This is a genomic window from Nocardia sp. NRRL S-836 (genome assembly GCF_001279525.1).
In the GTDB taxonomy this organism is placed as follows: Bacteria; Actinomycetota; Actinomycetes; order Mycobacteriales; family Pseudonocardiaceae; genus Lentzea.
The window spans coordinates 91,396-107,014 of record NZ_LGDY01000125.1 but is presented as its reverse complement, the minus strand read 5'-3'; the positions used below and the strand labels follow the sequence as shown (position 1 = coordinate 107,014).

Sequence of the window (15,619 nt, the reverse complement as noted above, 5' to 3'; positions counted from 1 at the left end):
AGCGCGTGTTGTTTGAGCTGTTCGGGTGAAGCTGCAAATCCCGGCAAATGCGTGTTTGGTACGGCCGAACGGCGTAGTCCTCTCCCCCGGAAGAACTAATTCGTAGTATGGGATTGGTCATCGGAAATTTATGTGCCAATCATTGTCTTGCTGCATGCAACGGGGACCGACCGGACAATCGAATCTTTCGGGTGAATCTTTCTATTCCGCGTAACGGCCACCCTTTGTGAGCGGTCCCCCGCGTCCTGCGCCTGCCTGGGGCTAGGCTTCGGCGGGTGGGGAGCGCAGCGAGTCGCTGGCTGGTGCCGGCCGTCGTGGTGATCACCGGTGCGGCGGTGGCGGCCGGGATGGTCGGACGGGCCGTGTACCTGCGCCCCGCGGAGGCTTCCGGGGAGCCGGCCGTGGCGTCGTCCGCCGGCCAGCAGCCGGGGTCGGGAGAGGTCCGGCTGAGCGCCGACTCGTTCACGCACCCCGACCGGCAGCAGGTGCAGGCCGTGCTGCAGCGGTACTTCGACGCGATCAACGCGCGGAACTTCGACGCCTGGGCCGGTGCGGTCACGGAACGGCGGGCCTCGCAGGCGGTCGAGGAGACCTGGCGGGCCGCCTACGAGACCACGCGCGACAGCGGGATGGTCGTGCAGCGGATCGAGTCGGACGTGGCCGGGCGGCGGGTCCGGGTGCTGATCTCGTTCGTGTCCACCCAGGACGTCGCCAAGGCACCGGTCGCGCTGCCGGAGGGCTGCATCCGGTGGCGGGTGGTCTACGTGGTCGTGCGCGAGGGCGGGGACTGGCGGGTCGACGAGGCCCCGGAGAACCGGATGCCGCAGATGGAGCGGTGCTGAGGCACACCGGGCGCTGAGCGCGGCCCCGATCACCGGCGAACGGCAGTGCCCCGGTCCGCGTGGCGGGCCGGGGCACTGTGCGTCGTGCGGTGGGAGCTAGGCCGGGGTGAAGGCCAGCGCCACGTTGTGACCGCCGAAGCCGAACGAGTCGTTCACGGCGGCGTCGAGCTTGACCTTGCGGGGCTCTCCGGCCACCACGTCCAGCGTGACCGCGGGGTCGAGGTTCTCCAGGTTGAGGGTCTGGGGAACGATGCCGTCGCGGATCGACAGGACGGTGACGATCGCCTCCACGGCACCCGCCGCGCCGAGCAGGTGCCCGAGGGCGCCCTTCGGTGCGGTGAGGACCGGGTGGTCGCCGATGGCCTTGCGGATGGCCACGGTCTCCGCCACGTCGCCCACCTGCGTGGAGGTGGCGTGGCAGTTCACGTGACCGACGTCGGACGGGTCGAGGCCACCGGACCGCAGGGATGCGGCGATGGCACGCGACTGGCCGACACCCTCGGGGTCGGGGGCGGTGATGTGGTAGCCGTCGGCCGAGGTGCCGATGCCCGCCAGGCGGCCGTAGATCTTGGCACCGCGGGCCTCCGCGAACTCGCGGCGCTCCAGCACCATGACGCCCGCGCCCTCGCCGAGGACGAAGCCGTCGCGGTCCGTGTCGAACGGGCGCGAGGCCTTCTCCGGCTCGTCGTTGCGGGTGCTCATGGTGCGGGCCTGGGAGAAGCCCGCGACCGGGATCGCGGTGATGCAGGCTTCCGCCCCGCCCGCCACGACCACGTCGGCCTCGCCGGCCTTGATCATGCGGTACGCCCAGGCGATGGCCTCGGCGCCGGACGCGCAGGCCGAGACCGGCGCGTGGACGCCCGCCTGTGCCTTCAGCTCCAGGCCCACGTGCGCGGCCGGGCCGTTCGGCATCAGCATCGGGACGGTCAGCGGCGACACCTTGCGCAGACCGTGCTGCTCCAGGAGGTCGTCCTGGGTGAGCAGGGTGATCGCGCCGCCGATGCCGGTGCCGATGATGACGGCGAGGCGCTCGCGGTCGACGGTGTCGTCGTTGTGACCCGCGTCGGCCCACGCCTGGCGTGAGGCGACGATGGCGACCTGTTCCGAGCGGTCCAGGCGCCGCGCCTCGACGCGGGGCAGGACCTCGGTGGGATCGACGACGAGCTGCGACGCGATCTTGACCGGCAGGTCGTACTTCTCGACCCACTCGTGGGTCATGGGGCGGACCCCGCTCTTGCCTGCCAGCAACGCGTCCCAGGTGGACGTCACGTCACCACCGAGCGGGGTGGTGGCACCCAGCCCGGTGATGACGACGTCGATGGTCGAACTCATGCGTGGCTGGTGATGTACGTCACCGCGTCACCAACGGTCTTGAGGTTCGCCAGCTCGTCGTCCGGGATCTTCACGCCGAACTTGTCCTCCGCCTGGACGGCGATCTCGACCATCGACAGCGAGTCGATGTCGAGGTCGTCCACGAAGGACTTCTCAGCGGTGACGTCGTCGGCGGCCACACCGGCGACCTCTTCGACGATCTCGGCAAGACCGGTCAGGACGTTGTCGCTCACTGAAGTTCCCTTTCGATTGACACGTGAAAAATCATGGGCAGCGGACCACCTGTCCCGCGTAGGACAGGCCTGCGCCGAACCCGACCATCAGCACCACGTCTCCGCTGGAGATCTCGCCCGCGGTCCGCATGTGGTCCAGTGCCATGGGGATCGAGGCCGAGGAGGTGTTGCCGGACTCCACGATGTCACGAGCGACCTTCAGGTCCTCGCGAGCACCGCCTTTCCTGAGCCGCTTGGCAATCGCCTCGATGATGCGCAGGTTCGCCTGGTGCGGCACGAGCACGTCCACATCGGACAGTTCGACGCCGGCGAGCTGGACGGCCCTGATCGCGACGGGCGCGACCTGGGTCGTCGCCCAGCGGAAGACCGTCTGACCCTCCTGGTGGATGAACGAGTCGCGGTCGTCGATCCTGATCACCTCGGACATCGTGCCGTCCGAGCCCCAGGCGACGGGGCCGATGTGGTTCTCCTCGCTGGCTCCGACCACGACGGCACCCGCGCCGTCCGCGAAGATGATCGCGGTCGAGCGGTCGTCCTGGTGGGTCCAGTCGGTGAGCTTCTCGGCTCCGATGACGAGAACGTTCTTCACCGTACCCGCGCGGACGATGTCCGCGGCGGTCGCGACGGCGTAGCAGAAGCCGGCGCACGCGGCGTTCAGGTCGAACGCGGCGGCGGCCGTGATGCCGATCCGGGTGGCCACCTGGGCGGCGGCGTTCGGGATCGTCGACGGCATGGTGCACGTCGCCACGATCACGCCGCCGATGTCGGCCGGGGTGAGGCCCGCGTCCTCGATCGCCCTGGTGCCCGCCGCGACGGACATGTCGACGACGCCCTCGTCCTTGGCCGCGACGTGCCGGTTCACGATGCCGACGCGCTCGCGGATCCACTCGTCGGAGGTGTCCATGCGCTGCGCGAGGTCGTGGTTGCTGACCACCGTCTCGGGCTGGTAGCTGCCGAGCCCGACGATGCGGCACCCGGCGGACGCCACAGGCGCCTGGAAGGTCGTCACTGAGCGGCTCCAGCGGTGTCGAAGAGCTCCGCGACCTTCTCCAGCTGGTCGGGCGTCTTCAGGGCGAGGGTGGCGGTGCCCTTCATCGCGCGCTTGGCCAGACCGGTGAGCGCGCCGGCGGGCGGCAGCTCGACCGAGCCGGTCACGCCCTTCTCGACGAGGGTGGCCTGGCAGACGTCCCAGCGCACCGGGCTGGTGACCTGGGAGACCAGGCGGCTCAGCACCTCGGCGCCGTCGGTCACGACGGCGCCGTCCCTGTTGGACAGCAGCGGCAGCGCAGGGTCCTGCGTGGTGACCTCGGCGGCACGGGCGCGCACGGCGTCCTCGGCCGGAGCCATGTACCTCGTGTGGAACGCACCCGCGACGGCCAGCTTGCGGACCTTCGCCGTGCCCGGCGGGTTCTCCGCGAGCTCGTCCAGCGCGGGGCGCGGACCGGCGGCGACGATCTGACCGGCGCCGTTGCGGTTGGCGGGCACGAGACCGAGCTCCTCCAGGCGGGCGAGCACCTCCGCCTCGTCGCCACCGAGCACCGCGGCCATGCCGGTCGGCTCCAGCGCGCACGCCTCGGCCATCGCACGGCCGCGCACGGCGGCCAGCGCGACCGCGTCGTCGGTGCTGATCACACCGGCGACCGCCGCGGCGGCCAGCTCGCCGACGGAGTGGCCGGCGACGACCACGTCGGAGGGCAGCGCGACGCGGCGGCGCAGCTCACCGAACGCGAGCAGCGCGAGCGCCACGACCAGCGGCTGGGTGATGGAGGTGTCGACGATCTCCTCGGCCTCCGCGGTGGTGCCGAGCCGCACCAGGTCGAGCCCGGTGAGGTCCGACCACGTGCGCACCTGCTTCTCGGCCCCCTCCAGTTCGAGCCAGGGGCTGAGCATGCCGGGCGTCTGGGACCCTTGTCCGGGCGCGAGGAGTGCGATCACGTGGGCTACTAAAGCCGGTCGCCCCGCCGCAACCCCATGCCGCAAAGGACGAAGTACTGCGATCGTATTTGTAGAGACCCTACAAAAGTGTCCGCGCGGTGCGCGCTGCGCGACATAAGGCCAGCTCAGCGTGGTCGACGGTCGTTTGGCCCTCACCCCAACGGATGTGTGCGAAGTCCGTCACAGCCCGGCGGCTACCACAGGCCGCGGGAGCGGGCCAGGCGTCCTACGGACAATGCGACGCGAAGCACAAGTGCGTCTCGAGCGTCATGTGCATTTCTTCCCGTCATTTCCTGAACGCGCCGAAGGCGATATCTGACCGTGTTCGGGTGCACGAAGAGTCTTTTGGCGCACGTCTCCAGCACGCCGCCGACCTCCAGGAACGCGTCCACGGTCTCCAGCAGCGCGCCGCCCGCGTCCTCCAGCGGCCGCGCCACCCGGTCGACCAGCTGCCACTCCGCCTCCGGGTCACCGGCCAGCGCCCGTTCCGGCAGCAGGTCGAGCGACCGCACCGGCCGCGGTGCCGCCGGCCAGCCGACGACCGCGCGCAGCCCGCTCAACGCGTCACTGGCGCTGCGGTGCGCCTCGGACAGGCTGCTCACCGTGGGTCCCGCCACCACCGGGCCCTCGCCGAAGCCCTCGGAGATGCGGCCCAGCACGTCCTCGCCGGTCTCGGTCGGCCCGCCCAGCACCACCACGAGCCGCGAGCCCTGCACGGACAGCAGCACCGGCCGTCCCGCCCGCGCCGCCTTGCTGCGCACCGAGTAGATGATCGCCGGCGGGTCCTCGCCGCCGGGGTTGCCCACCAGCACGGTCGCCTCGGCCGCCGGGTCCCAGCCCAGCGCGGCCGCCCGCGACAGCAGCGACTCCTCGGGGTCGCCGCGGACGATGCCGTCCACGACGAGCGCCTCCAGCCGGGCGTCCCACGCACCGCGCGCCTCGGCCGCCGCCGCGTACGAGGTCGCCGCGGAGAACGCGATCTCCCGGCCGTACCGCAGCACGCCCTCCATCAGCATCGCGCGTTCGGCCTCGTCGGCCGCCATCTGCGGCATCTGCTCCTCGAACAGCTCCAGCGCTATCCGGACCAGCTCGACGGTCTGGCGCAGGCTCACCCAGCGGGAGATGTCCTTGGGGGCGCTGCGGAACGCGTCCGCGGTCAGCCGGATCGCCTGCTGCCGGTCGTGCAGCCACTCGACGAACCCGGCCACGCCGTTCTGGATCAGCAGCAGCACGCTGGCCCGCTGGTCGGCCGGCATCCGCGCGAACCACGACAGCCGCTGCTCCATCTCGGCGACGCTGGCCGTGGCGAGGTTGCCGGACGCGCGTTCGATCTTGCGCATCGTGCGGGCGGACAGGACGGGAGGGTGAACCTCCTTCTTCGCGTTCGCCGAGGCCGGGCCGGTCGTCATACCCGCACCCTATGCGGTTGCCGGAGACACCACCGGAACAGGTGACAGAACCCGTGGCGGCGTCTGCGCGGCCATACCTTCGGGCACTGATGGTCCAGTCAGTCCGGCGCGGAGGTTTCGACTTGCGTACGTTCCCGGCTCTTGTGATGGGGGTCGTCGTGCTCATGACCGCGAGCACGACCGCTTCCGCCGACCCGCCCGACCCGTTGGCCGACTTCACCGCCCAGCCGGTGAAGTGGGCGCCGTGCGGGGGAAAGCTCACCGAGCTGGAGTGCGCCACGCTGACAGCGCCGCTCGACTACGCCAGGCCGGCCGGCGACCGGATCAACCTGACCATCAGCCGCAAGAAGGCGACGGCACCGGACCGGCGCCGCGGTGTGCTGCTCACCAATCCGGGTGGACCTGGGGGGTCCGGGCTCGGCCTGCCGCAGTTCCTGGCGAAGACCGAGCTCGTGCAGGCCTACGACGTGATCGGCTTCGACCCGCGCGGCGTCGGCGGCTCGACCATGATGAACTGCCGCACCGCGCCCGCCATCGCCGCGCCGGACTCCCGCCCGGCCGACAGCGAGTTCGGCAAGTGGGCGGCGGAGGCGCGCGAGTCGGAGGAGGCGTGCCAGCACTCCTCCGGCGGGATCCGGCAGTACGTCAGCACCATGAACACCGCGCGGGACATGGACGTCATCCGCGGCGTGCTCGGTGAGGCGAAGATCAACTACCTGGGCTACTCCTACGGCACGTACCTCGGTGCGGTGTACGGCACGATGTTCCCGAGCCGGCTGGACCGCAGCGTGCTCGACAGCTCCGTGCACCCGGAGTGGATCTGGCGCGAGCAGTTCCGCCAGCAGGCCGTGGCCTACCGGCGTGACGTCGACGCGTGGGCCACGTGGGTGGGGGAGCGCAACCAGAAGTTCGGGCTGGGCCGGTCGCAGGCCGAGGTGCTGGCCGAGGTGGAGAAGGTCGCGGCCAAGCTGTACGCCACCCCGGTCGAGGGGCACACCCGGTCCTCGTTCGACGGCGCGGTCGGGGTCGGGTCCCGCTACCGTCCACTGTGGAGCGAGCTGGCGGACATCGTGGTGCAGCTGCGGTCGGGGGAGAAGCCCGCGAACGCCCAGGGCGCCCAGGCCGCGCAGCTGCTGGCCCAGTCCGGGCTCGAGGAGCTGCGGTCGGGTGTGTTCGACACGGTCACGTGCGAGGCGGACTGGCCGACCGACCTGGACATCTACTACGAGGACATGCGCACGTTCCGCGAGCGCTACCCCTACGGCTACGGCGTGATCCGCGCGGCGCCGATGACCTGCACGTTCCGCTCGTTCAGCCCGCCGGAGCCGCCGGTGCGGCTCGTGCGCGACGGCTACCCCGTCGGCATCGTCGTGCAGGCCGAGGGCGACACGCAGACGCAGTACGCGGGCGGCCCGGCGATGGCGGCGCGGCTGGGCCACAACCTGATCACCGTCGTCGACGAGGGCAAGCACGGCCTCTACGGCGGCAACGCCTGCGTCGACGCGAAGGTCAACCGGTACCTGCTCAGCGGCGCTCTGCCGGGCAGCAGCTCCGAGTGCCGCGGCGACCCCCGCCCGAACGTGCCGAAGGACGGCGAGGGGGCAGCGACGGGACCCGCGCCCGCCCTGTCCGTCGAGCACATCCAGGAGTACCTCGACGGCCGCGGCCTGAGCGCTCAGCCATAGGGCCGGAAATGCGGAAGCGCCCGACACGGAGCGTGTCGGGCGCTTCCCTCTCCCCGGTCCCCACCGGTGGTTCCACTCTGGACTGAACTACGACGAAAATCCACGTCAGCCACCCTTTCGTGTCACAGTGTCGCGGTTGCCCGGTGGTGTGATCCGCGACACGATCAACCGGTCGGATCTTCACTCACCGCAACTTCGTATCCGGGAGGGCCCGTGGGCTCGCAAATCACCGAGGGCCTGGGCCAGGCGTGGGCGATGGTGGCCACGTTCGTGCCGAAGCTGCTCGGCTTCCTGCTGGTGCTCGTCATCGGCTGGTTCATCGCGAAGGCGCTCTCGAAGGGCGTCAACTTCCTGCTGACGCGGCTCGGCTTCGACAGGCTCGTCGCGCGCTCCGGCCTGACCGGCGCGATGAAGCAGTCGTCGATGGACGCCACCGGCCTGATCGCCAAGCTCGTGTACTACTTCGTGCTGCTGATCGCGTTGCAGCTGGCGTTCGGCGTCTTCGGTGCCTCGAACCCGGTCAGCACGCTGCTGAACGAGGTCATCGCCTACCTGCCGCGCATCGTCGTCGCGCTCGTGCTCGTGATCGTCGCCTCCGCGATCGGCACGGCGCTGCGCGGCCTCGTCACCGGCGCGCTGGGCCAGCGCTCGTACACCAAGCTGCTGGGCAACATCACCTACGGCTTCGTGATGGCGCTGGGCGTCATCGCCGCGCTCAACCAGCTCGGCATCGCCGTCTCGGTGACCATGCCGGTGCTCGTCGCCGTGCTCGCCACGGTGGCCGGCGTGATCATCATCGGTGTCGGCGGCGGTCTGGTCCGCCCGATGCAGTCGCGCTGGGAGGGCTGGCTGAACCGCGTGCAGGAGGAGGCGCGGACCCAGTCGCCGATGCCGCGCGCGTCGCAGGAGGTGCCCGCGACCATCTCCGGCCGGATGGACGCCCCCACCCCGCCGTCGGGCACGCCGATGTCCGACCGGTAGTTCCCCCTTCGCAGCGGGGCCCGCGCCGAGCCGGTGCGGGCCCTGCCGCGTCTTGAGATCGTTCTCCAGCTGCGGTCCACCACGGACGGGAAACCTTCGGTCCCACGTGACAGTCGGTGGAGGAGACGTTCCATGAAGGCTCTGGTGCTGTCCGGAGGCGCGGGAACACGCCTGCGTCCTTTCAGCTATTCGATGCCGAAGCAACTCATCCCGATCGCCAACAAGCCGGTGCTCGAGTACGTCGTGGACAACCTGCGCGGGATCGGGATCACCGAGATCGGCATCATCGTCGGCGACCGCGCTCACGAGATCTCCGACGTGCTGGGCGACGGGGCCGCCCTGGGGGTGGCGATCACGTACATCCCGCAGGACGCGCCGCTGGGACTCGCGCACTGCGTGAAGATCGCGCGGCCCTTCCTCGGTGACGACGACTTCGTGATGTACCTGGGCGACAACATGCTCGTCGAGGGCATCTCCGAGATCGCCGACGAGTTCGCGGCCGTGCGGTCGTCCGCGCAGGTCGTCGTCTACAAGGTGCCGGACCCGCGCGCGTTCGGCGTCGCCGAGGTGGACGAGAACTCGCGCGTGACACGGCTCGTGGAGAAGCCGCAGGAGCCGCGCAGCGACCTCGCCATGATCGGCGTCTACTTCTTCACCCCGGCCATCCACGAGGCGGTGGACGCCATCGAGCCGTCGTGGCGGGGCGAGCTGGAGATCACCGACGCGCTGCAGTGGCTGGTGACGCACGAGCGCGACGTGCGGGCGCGGATCTACTCGGGGTTCTGGAAGGACACCGGGAAGGTCGAGGACGTGCTGGAGTGCAACCGCGAGGTGCTCATGAGGGTCCGCACGGACATCCAGGGCATCGTCGACGACGAGAGCACGCTCATCGGCGACGTCGTGGTCGAGGAGGGCGCGCGGGTCGTGCGGTCCTGCATCGTCGGTCCCGCGATCATCGGCGCGGGCACCCTGGTCGAGGCGTCGGTCATCGGGCCGTACACGGCGATCGGCGCGGACTGCCGGATCACCGAGGCCGGGGTGTCGGACTCGATCGTGCTGTCCGGTGCCTTCGTCCACAACGTCTCCGGCATCGAGGCCTCGCTGATCGGGCGCAAGGCCAGGATCGGGTCGGCCAAGCAGCACCGGCTCGTCGTCGGCGACGACGCGCACGTGGAGGTGGCGGCGTGAAGCTGCTGGTCACCGGGGCGGCCGGGTTCATCGGCTCGCACTACGTCCGCACCCTGCTCGACGGCGGGTACGCGGGCTACGAGGACGCGCACGTCACCGTGCTCGACAAGCTGACGTACGCGGGCAACCGCGCGAACCTGCCCGAGACGCACCCGCGGCTGTCGTTCGTGCAGGGCGACATCTGCGACCTGGAGCTGCTGCTGGAGCTGCTGCCCGGCCACGACGCGGTCGTGCACTTCGCGGCCGAGTCGCACGTGGACCGTTCGCTGACGGCGGCCGCGGACTTCGTGCTCACCAACGTGCTCGGCACGCAGACGGTGCTGGAAGCCTGCCGCCGCACCGGGGTGTCCCGGGTCGTGCACGTGTCGACCGACGAGGTGTACGGGTCGATCGACGAGGGCGCCTGGACGGAGGACTGGCCGTTGCGGCCGAACTCCCCCTACGCCGCCTCGAAGGCGTCCAGCGACCTGATCGCCCGCGCGTACTGGCGCACGCACGGGCTTGATGTGTCGATCACGCGCTGTTCCAACAACTACGGGCCGTACCAGCACCCGGAGAAGCTGATCCCGCTGTTCATCACGAACCTGTTCAACGGTGTTCCGGTGCCGCTGTACGGGGACGGGTCGAACGTGCGGGAGTGGCTGCACGTGTCCGACCACTGCCGGGCGATCCAGCTGGTGCTCACCTCGGGGCGGGCCGGCGAGGTCTACAACGTCGGTGGCGGCAACGAGCGCACCAACCTGCAGATCACCCAGGCCCTGCTCGACCTGTGCAGCGCGGGACCGGCGCTGGTGAAACGGGTGGCCGACCGGCTGGGGCACGACCAGCGGTACGCGCTGGACGACACGAAGATCCGCGCCGAGCTCGGCTACGAGCCGCTGGTGCCGTTCGAGCAGGGGCTCGCCGACACCGTCGCCTGGTACCGCGACCACCCGGTCTGGTGGAAACCGTTGCGCGACTTCACGTCCTGAGCCAGTGCCGCAGGCGGTCGCACTCCTCGGCGACGGCCTTGCGCCTGCTCTGCGGCACGGGGCCGAGGTAGTCGACGGTGATCGACCGGTCCGCGTCCCTGCCGGCCGACCAGGTGGCGGCGACGTAGCCGTCGACCAGGACCGTGGGTTTGCCGCCGACGACCACGGCGAGCCGGTCGTCGGCGATGACCCTGTGGCGGTCGGCGTGGGCGAGCAGGATGTTGTCGAACTCGGGCAGCAGCCGCACCGGGACCGGGGTGTCCTGGCCGGGGCGCGGTGCGTCCGGGAGGTCGAACAGCTCCCGGCCGGCCTCGTCGCGGAAGGTCACCAGCCGCGGGCGCAGCGCCTCGAACGTCTCCGCGAGCCTGGTGAGGCCCGACCACTGCTGCGCGTCCCTGACGGTGGCCGGGCCGAACGCCCCGAGGTAGCGCAGCACCACCTCCCGCAGCGCGACGGCCCGCTGGGGTTCGCCCAGCCAGTTCTCGACGGTCGTGCAGACGACCCGGCCGCTGCGGTGCCACAGCCCGCGCGGCGGGAGCTGGACGAGGGCGAGCTTGTTGCGCAGGGCGTTGCCCAGGACGGTGTGCTCGCGGTCGGGCCAGCGCTGCCGCAGCTGCTTGCCCGCGTCCGAGGGTCCCAGCGGGGTGCCGTCGAGGATCTCGCGACCGGTCGCGGCGACCTCGTCGAGGTCGAGCCCGCGGAGCCGGGCGGCGAACGGGCCGCTGCGCAGCTCGCGGTCGAGCCGGAGCTGGAGGTGCGGCCGCAGGCCGAGTGCGTCCCGCGCGCTGACCAGGTGGATCGTGCCGCGCATCAGCAGGATGCGCACGGCCGCGCGGGTGGTGAGGAGGTCTTCGAGCTCCTGCGCCCGGAAGCCGGTCAGCCGGGTCCACAGGCCGATGTAGGGCGACTTCGGTTCCTGCGCCTGGATTCCGACGAGGTGCTCGATGGTGGCGAGCGCGCTGTGGTCGGCGCGCTCGCGCAGCAGCTGGCGTTCGATCAGCGCCCGGTTGAGGGCGTCCTGGCTCAGCGTGGTCCCCATCGGGCCAGACTAGAACCTGATGAACGCGAACCCGGTGCCGTTCTCGCGTTCGCCGTCGTGGACGACGAACAGGTTCAGCTTGCCCAACACGACGTCGGCGCCGTCGGAGTGCTCGACGTCCTTGACGCGGAAGTCCCGCAACGGCTTCATGTCGGCCGTGCGGTAGGCGACGAACCGCGAGTCGCCCTGGCTGGAGACGATCAGCACGTCACCCGCGATCGCGAGCCCCTCGGCGTCGGCCTCGATCCACCGGCCGCCGAAGCCGGGGTTCGGACCGTCGGCCTCGCACTCCTCGGTGTCCGGGTTGTACCTCTGCGGCGCACCGAACGAGCGGACCTTCTCGACCAGCTGCGGCTTGCCGAAACCGTTGGCGCGCAACGGGATGCGCCAGATGCCGACGTCCTCCTGCGCGGCGTAGAGGGTGCCGGTCCGCTCGTCGATCACCATGCCCTCGACCTGCGGGCCCTCGCCGGGCTCGCCGCACACCGTCCAGCTCTTGCCGTCCGGCAGGGTGAAGGTGTCCGGCAGCTCCACAGTGGACACCTTCCGGGTGTCGTACCGGGCGCCCTTCACGACGTGCAGCAACGCGATCGAGGTCTCGTTGCGGCGGCTGGTGACGACGACGTCCCTGCCGCCGGCCCGTCCGGCGGCCAGGCCGTAGACGGTGTGCTGCCGCTCGACCTCGGCCTCGGTCTTCGAGAACACGGGCCTGGTCGCGGGGTCGGTGACGTCCTTCGCGCCGTGTTCGTCCACCTGGAACACCCGGACGCGGTCACGGCCGCGGTCGCTGACGAACGCCAGGTTCCCGAGCACGTCGACGTTGTTGAACCGGCCGGGCTTCGCGCCGGGCGCCGGCGCCTGCGGTGCCGGGGAGACGCCGATCGTGCGACCGGCGAGGTCGAACGCCGCCAGCCCGCCCTCCTTGAGCGTGCCCAGGACCACACTGCGTTCGGTGTCGTGCGGGTTCACCCAGATGGCCGGGTCGTCGGCGTCCGCCGGCTCCTCGAACGTCTGCGTGAGGACCGTCGGTGTGATGACCGGCGGTGCCGCGGCCGGAGTGAGGAACAAAGGCACGAGCGCCAGTGCTAAGGAAGATGACATGGTGGGACCGTAGGAAACACCGGTATACGGCGACTGAACCACGGGGGAACAAGCCGTGTGGTACGAGTTGGGATTGACGATCTTCGGGCAGAAGATCGCGTACACGGAGCTGGTCGGCCAGGTGCTGGCGCTCGCCGTCGTCTTCCTGGCGCAGCGCCGCTCGCTCTTGACCTGGCCGGTGCAGCTGGTGTCGGTGGCGCTGCTGTTCACGGTCTACCTGTCCTCGCACCTGGGCGGGCTGGCCACGCGGCAGGTCGTCGTCGGCCTGATCGCGGTCTACGGCTGGTACGCGTGGGTGCGCCGGCGTGACCCGGTGTTCGGCGTCGTCGTGCGGACGGGCACCTGGCGGGAACGTGCCGCGGTGGCCGGTGCCTTCGTCGTCGGCACGGTCGCGTTCGCGCTGCTCCTGGACGCGCTGGACGCCTCGTGGGCGCCGTGGCCGGACGCCGCGATCTTCGTCGGCACGATCCTGGCGTTCGCCCTGCAGGGCCTGGGCCTGGTGGAGTTCTGGCTGGTGTGGCTGGTGGTCGACGCGGTCGGCGTGCCGCTGCAGATCCAGTCCGGCCTGTACTTCAGCGCGTTCGTCTACGTGATCTTCGCGGGCCTGGTGATCCACGGTTTCCTCGACTGGACGCGCACCGCCCGCCGGTTGACACAGGCGGCAAAGTCTCCCCTATGAGGGGACTGATCGCGTTACTCGCCGCTGCTTCGCTGCTGGTCACCGTCCCGGTCGCCGCGGCAGCTCCCGCGCCGCGCACCGGTTTCGAGCTCACCGGCAGGTGGACCACCGAGGCCGAGGAGCAGACCTACCTGCGGTCCCTGGGCCTGCCGCTCACCCAGATCGGCGTCACGGCCCAGGGCCGGCCCGTCCAGCTCGTCCGCGTCGGTCCCGCCTCCGCCCGGACCGTGGTGCTGTTCATCTGCTCCCAGCACGGCGACGAACCCGCCGGCCGCGAGGCGTGCCTCATCCGCATGCGCTCCCTGCCCCGCTCCGGCCCGGTGACCTACCTGTTCGTCCCGAACGCCAACCCCGACGGCCGCGCCGCCGACACCCGTGGCAACTCCGCCGGCATCGACATCAACCGCGACCACCTGCTGCTGCGCACCGCCGAGGCCCGCGCGATGGCCGCCGTGATCCGCGACTTCCGGCCCGACGTCATCCACGACCTGCACGAGTTCGGCCCCACCCCGCCGTACTACGTGAAGGACGTCCTCTGGCTCTGGCCGCGCAACCTCAACGTCGCCGACGGCGTCCACTCGCTGTCCGAGACCCTGTCGCGCTCGTACGTACGGCCGTCCGTCGAAGCCGCGGGCCGCACCTCGGGCGTCTACGGCATCCACGTCGATCCGGTCACCGGCGAACCCGTCCGCCAGGTGGCGGGTGACGGCCAGGAACGCATCCTGCGCAACACCGGCGGCCTCAAGCACGGCATGGGCTTGCTGGTCGAGACCAACGCCGACGGCGCCCCGTCGTTCCGCGTCGACTCGCACCTGCGCGCACTGGACGGCACGCAGTCGTTCGTCCGCGACCACCGCCAGGCCATCGAGTCGGCGAACGCCGCCTCCCGCGCGGTCCGCTCCGGCCCGCTGTACTTCGGCGGCGCCGACAACCAGCCCCCGGACCCCGCCGACGTCCTCACCACCCCGCCGTGCGGGTACGTCCTGACCGGCGCCCAGTACGCCGACGTGCGTGACGAGCTCGACCTGCACGGCATCAGGTCCCAGTACCTGCGCGGCGGCGGCCGCATCGTGCCGCTCAAGCAGGAGGCCCGCGCCCTCATCCCGTTGCTCCTCGACGCCCGCGCCGACCAGCCGTTGCTCCACGCCGAGCCGCGCGTGCAGTGCTGACGCTCTGACCAGCGCTTATCGGTCTCATTGCAAAAGACGTTTGCGGACGTCCGCAAACGTCTTTTGCACAACTGATATATCGGCGTGCTGATATATCGCTCGCGAGCAGCTGCCCGGCCGTGGTCGGATGGCCGCTGTGCGAGCCGAGGAACACAGCGCCGACGACGGCAACGCGGACGCCGGCGGGTGGCTGCCGCCGGAGGCCCTCGCGGTCCGCGCCACCCCCGATGTCGACGAGCACGACCTGGCCGGGCCGGACGACGACCACCAGCGCACCGCCGGCCTGCTCACGAGCATGGAGCAGAACCTCGCCGAGCACGCGTGCCACCTCCACCGCCATCTGCCGCGCGCGACGGTGACGCGGACCGGCGACCTCCTGATCGCCGACAGCGGCCTGGACGACGACACGTTCAACCTCGTCGCCTCGGCCCGCTTCACCCCGGCCACCGCCACCGCCCGCGTGACCGAGACGGTGAACGCGGTCAAGGCGACCGGCCGCCCGTTCTCCTGGTGGGTCGGCCCCGCCACCACCCCGGCCGGCCTGCACGACGTGCTCGTGCGAGCCGGTGCCACCGCCGCGGAGACCGAGGCGGCCATGTGGAGGGACCTCACCGGCACCGGCCTCCCGCACCCGTCCGCCGACGGCCTCGACATCCGCCGCGTGCGCACCGAGCAGGAGCTCGCCGACCACGCGACCGTCCTGGCCGCGAACTGGGACCCGCCCGCCGCCACGGTCCGCCGCTTCTGCGCCGACACCGCCCCGCACGCGCTGACCGGTCAGGCCCGCTACCTCGTCGGCTATGTGGACGGCCGCCCGGTGTGCACGGCGGAGGTGTTCCCGCACGCGGGCGTCGCAGGGATCTACAACATCTCGACCCTCGCCGCGGACCGCCGCCGCGGCTACGGCGGCGCGATCACGCTGGCCGCCCTGCACACCGCACGCACCGAAGGCCACCGCATCGCCGTCCTGCAGGCGTCCCGGGACGGCGAACCGGTCTACCGGCGGCTGGGGTTCACGATGGCGGGTCAGTTCACCGAGTACGCCCTCGCCTGAG

At 71.0% G+C, this 15,619-nt stretch carries 15 protein-coding genes; 8 read left to right on the top strand and 7 right to left on the bottom strand.

Going from position 1 to position 15,619, the window contains the following annotated elements; genetic code table 11:
• The first annotated feature begins 275 nt into the window (after positions 1-275).
• The gene (locus tag ADL03_RS34070) at positions 276-842 is read left to right on the top strand and encodes a hypothetical protein (RefSeq protein ID WP_063798797.1); all 567 of its coding nucleotides are present in this window, start codon (positions 276-278) and stop codon (positions 840-842) included.
• Between the two features lie 96 nt (positions 843-938).
• Here the strand turns inward: ADL03_RS34070 and fabF are convergent, their stop codons facing one another.
• From fabF to ADL03_RS34045, 5 genes are all read right to left on the bottom strand, one after another.
• The gene (gene fabF, locus ADL03_RS34065) at positions 939-2,174 is read right to left on the bottom strand and encodes a beta-ketoacyl-ACP synthase II (protein WP_053737713.1); all 1,236 of its coding nucleotides are present in this window, start codon (positions 2,172-2,174) and stop codon (positions 939-941) included.
• Positions 2,171-2,407: an acyl carrier protein gene (locus ADL03_RS34060; RefSeq protein ID WP_053737712.1), complete on the bottom strand. Its 237-nt coding sequence runs from the start codon at positions 2,405-2,407 to the stop codon at positions 2,171-2,173. Before ADL03_RS34060 ends, fabF begins: the two co-directional genes overlap by 4 nt.
• Before the next feature lie 31 nt (positions 2,408-2,438).
• Entirely contained in the window at positions 2,439-3,416 is a 978-nt protein-coding gene (locus ADL03_RS34055; protein ID WP_053737711.1) for a beta-ketoacyl-ACP synthase III, read from the bottom strand.
• Positions 3,413-4,342, bottom strand: coding sequence for an ACP S-malonyltransferase (locus ADL03_RS34050; RefSeq protein WP_082373695.1), 930 nt, complete (start codon positions 4,340-4,342; stop codon positions 3,413-3,415). The genes ADL03_RS34055 and ADL03_RS34050 overlap by 4 nt, the downstream gene beginning before the upstream one ends.
• A 194-nt stretch (positions 4,343-4,536) precedes the next feature.
• The gene (locus tag ADL03_RS34045) at positions 4,537-5,751 is read right to left on the bottom strand and encodes a CdaR family transcriptional regulator (protein ID WP_053737709.1); all 1,215 of its coding nucleotides are present in this window, start codon (positions 5,749-5,751) and stop codon (positions 4,537-4,539) included.
• A gap of 122 nt (positions 5,752-5,873) precedes the next feature.
• On the opposite strand from ADL03_RS34045, the gene ADL03_RS34040 reads away from it, so the two are divergent.
• The 4 genes from ADL03_RS34040 to rfbB all read left to right on the top strand — a co-directional run bounded on the left by ADL03_RS34040 (position 5,874) and on the right by rfbB (position 10,576).
• Positions 5,874-7,436, top strand: a complete 1,563-nt coding sequence (locus ADL03_RS34040) for an alpha/beta fold hydrolase (RefSeq protein ID WP_197288887.1) — start codon at positions 5,874-5,876, stop codon at positions 7,434-7,436.
• Between the two features lie 213 nt (positions 7,437-7,649).
• The gene (locus tag ADL03_RS34035) at positions 7,650-8,417 is read left to right on the top strand and encodes a hypothetical protein (RefSeq protein ID WP_053737708.1); all 768 of its coding nucleotides are present in this window, start codon (positions 7,650-7,652) and stop codon (positions 8,415-8,417) included.
• Positions 8,418-8,549: 132 nt separating this feature from the next.
• Positions 8,550-9,605, top strand: coding sequence for a glucose-1-phosphate thymidylyltransferase (locus ADL03_RS34030; RefSeq protein ID WP_053737707.1), 1,056 nt, complete (start codon positions 8,550-8,552; stop codon positions 9,603-9,605).
• Positions 9,602-10,576, top strand: a complete 975-nt coding sequence (rfbB, locus tag ADL03_RS34025; RefSeq protein ID WP_053737706.1) for a dTDP-glucose 4,6-dehydratase — start codon at positions 9,602-9,604, stop codon at positions 10,574-10,576. Before ADL03_RS34030 ends, rfbB begins: the two co-directional genes overlap by 4 nt.
• Here the strand turns inward: rfbB and ADL03_RS34020 are convergent.
• The gene (locus ADL03_RS34020; protein WP_053737705.1) at positions 10,566-11,615 is read right to left on the bottom strand and encodes a winged helix DNA-binding domain-containing protein; all 1,050 of its coding nucleotides are present in this window, start codon (positions 11,613-11,615) and stop codon (positions 10,566-10,568) included. The two genes, rfbB and ADL03_RS34020, sit on opposite strands and share 11 nt — an antisense overlap.
• Before the next feature lie 9 nt (positions 11,616-11,624).
• Positions 11,625-12,716, bottom strand: a complete 1,092-nt coding sequence (locus tag ADL03_RS34015; RefSeq protein ID WP_053737704.1) for a phytase — start codon at positions 12,714-12,716, stop codon at positions 11,625-11,627.
• A gap of 55 nt (positions 12,717-12,771) precedes the next feature.
• On the opposite strand from ADL03_RS34015, the gene pnuC reads away from it, so the two are divergent.
• The 3 genes from pnuC to ADL03_RS49940 all read left to right on the top strand — a co-directional run bounded on the left by pnuC (position 12,772) and on the right by ADL03_RS49940 (position 15,618).
• Entirely contained in the window at positions 12,772-13,395 is a 624-nt protein-coding gene (pnuC, locus tag ADL03_RS34010; RefSeq protein WP_053737703.1) for a nicotinamide riboside transporter PnuC, read from the top strand.
• Entirely contained in the window at positions 13,392-14,564 is a 1,173-nt protein-coding gene (locus ADL03_RS34005; protein ID WP_053737702.1) for a M14 family zinc carboxypeptidase, read from the top strand. The genes pnuC and ADL03_RS34005 overlap by 4 nt, the downstream gene beginning before the upstream one ends.
• 127 nt (positions 14,565-14,691) lie before the next feature.
• Positions 14,692-15,618: a GNAT family N-acetyltransferase gene (locus tag ADL03_RS49940; protein ID WP_231642616.1), complete on the top strand. Its 927-nt coding sequence runs from the start codon at positions 14,692-14,694 to the stop codon at positions 15,616-15,618.
• Position 15,619 lies beyond the last annotated feature (1 nt).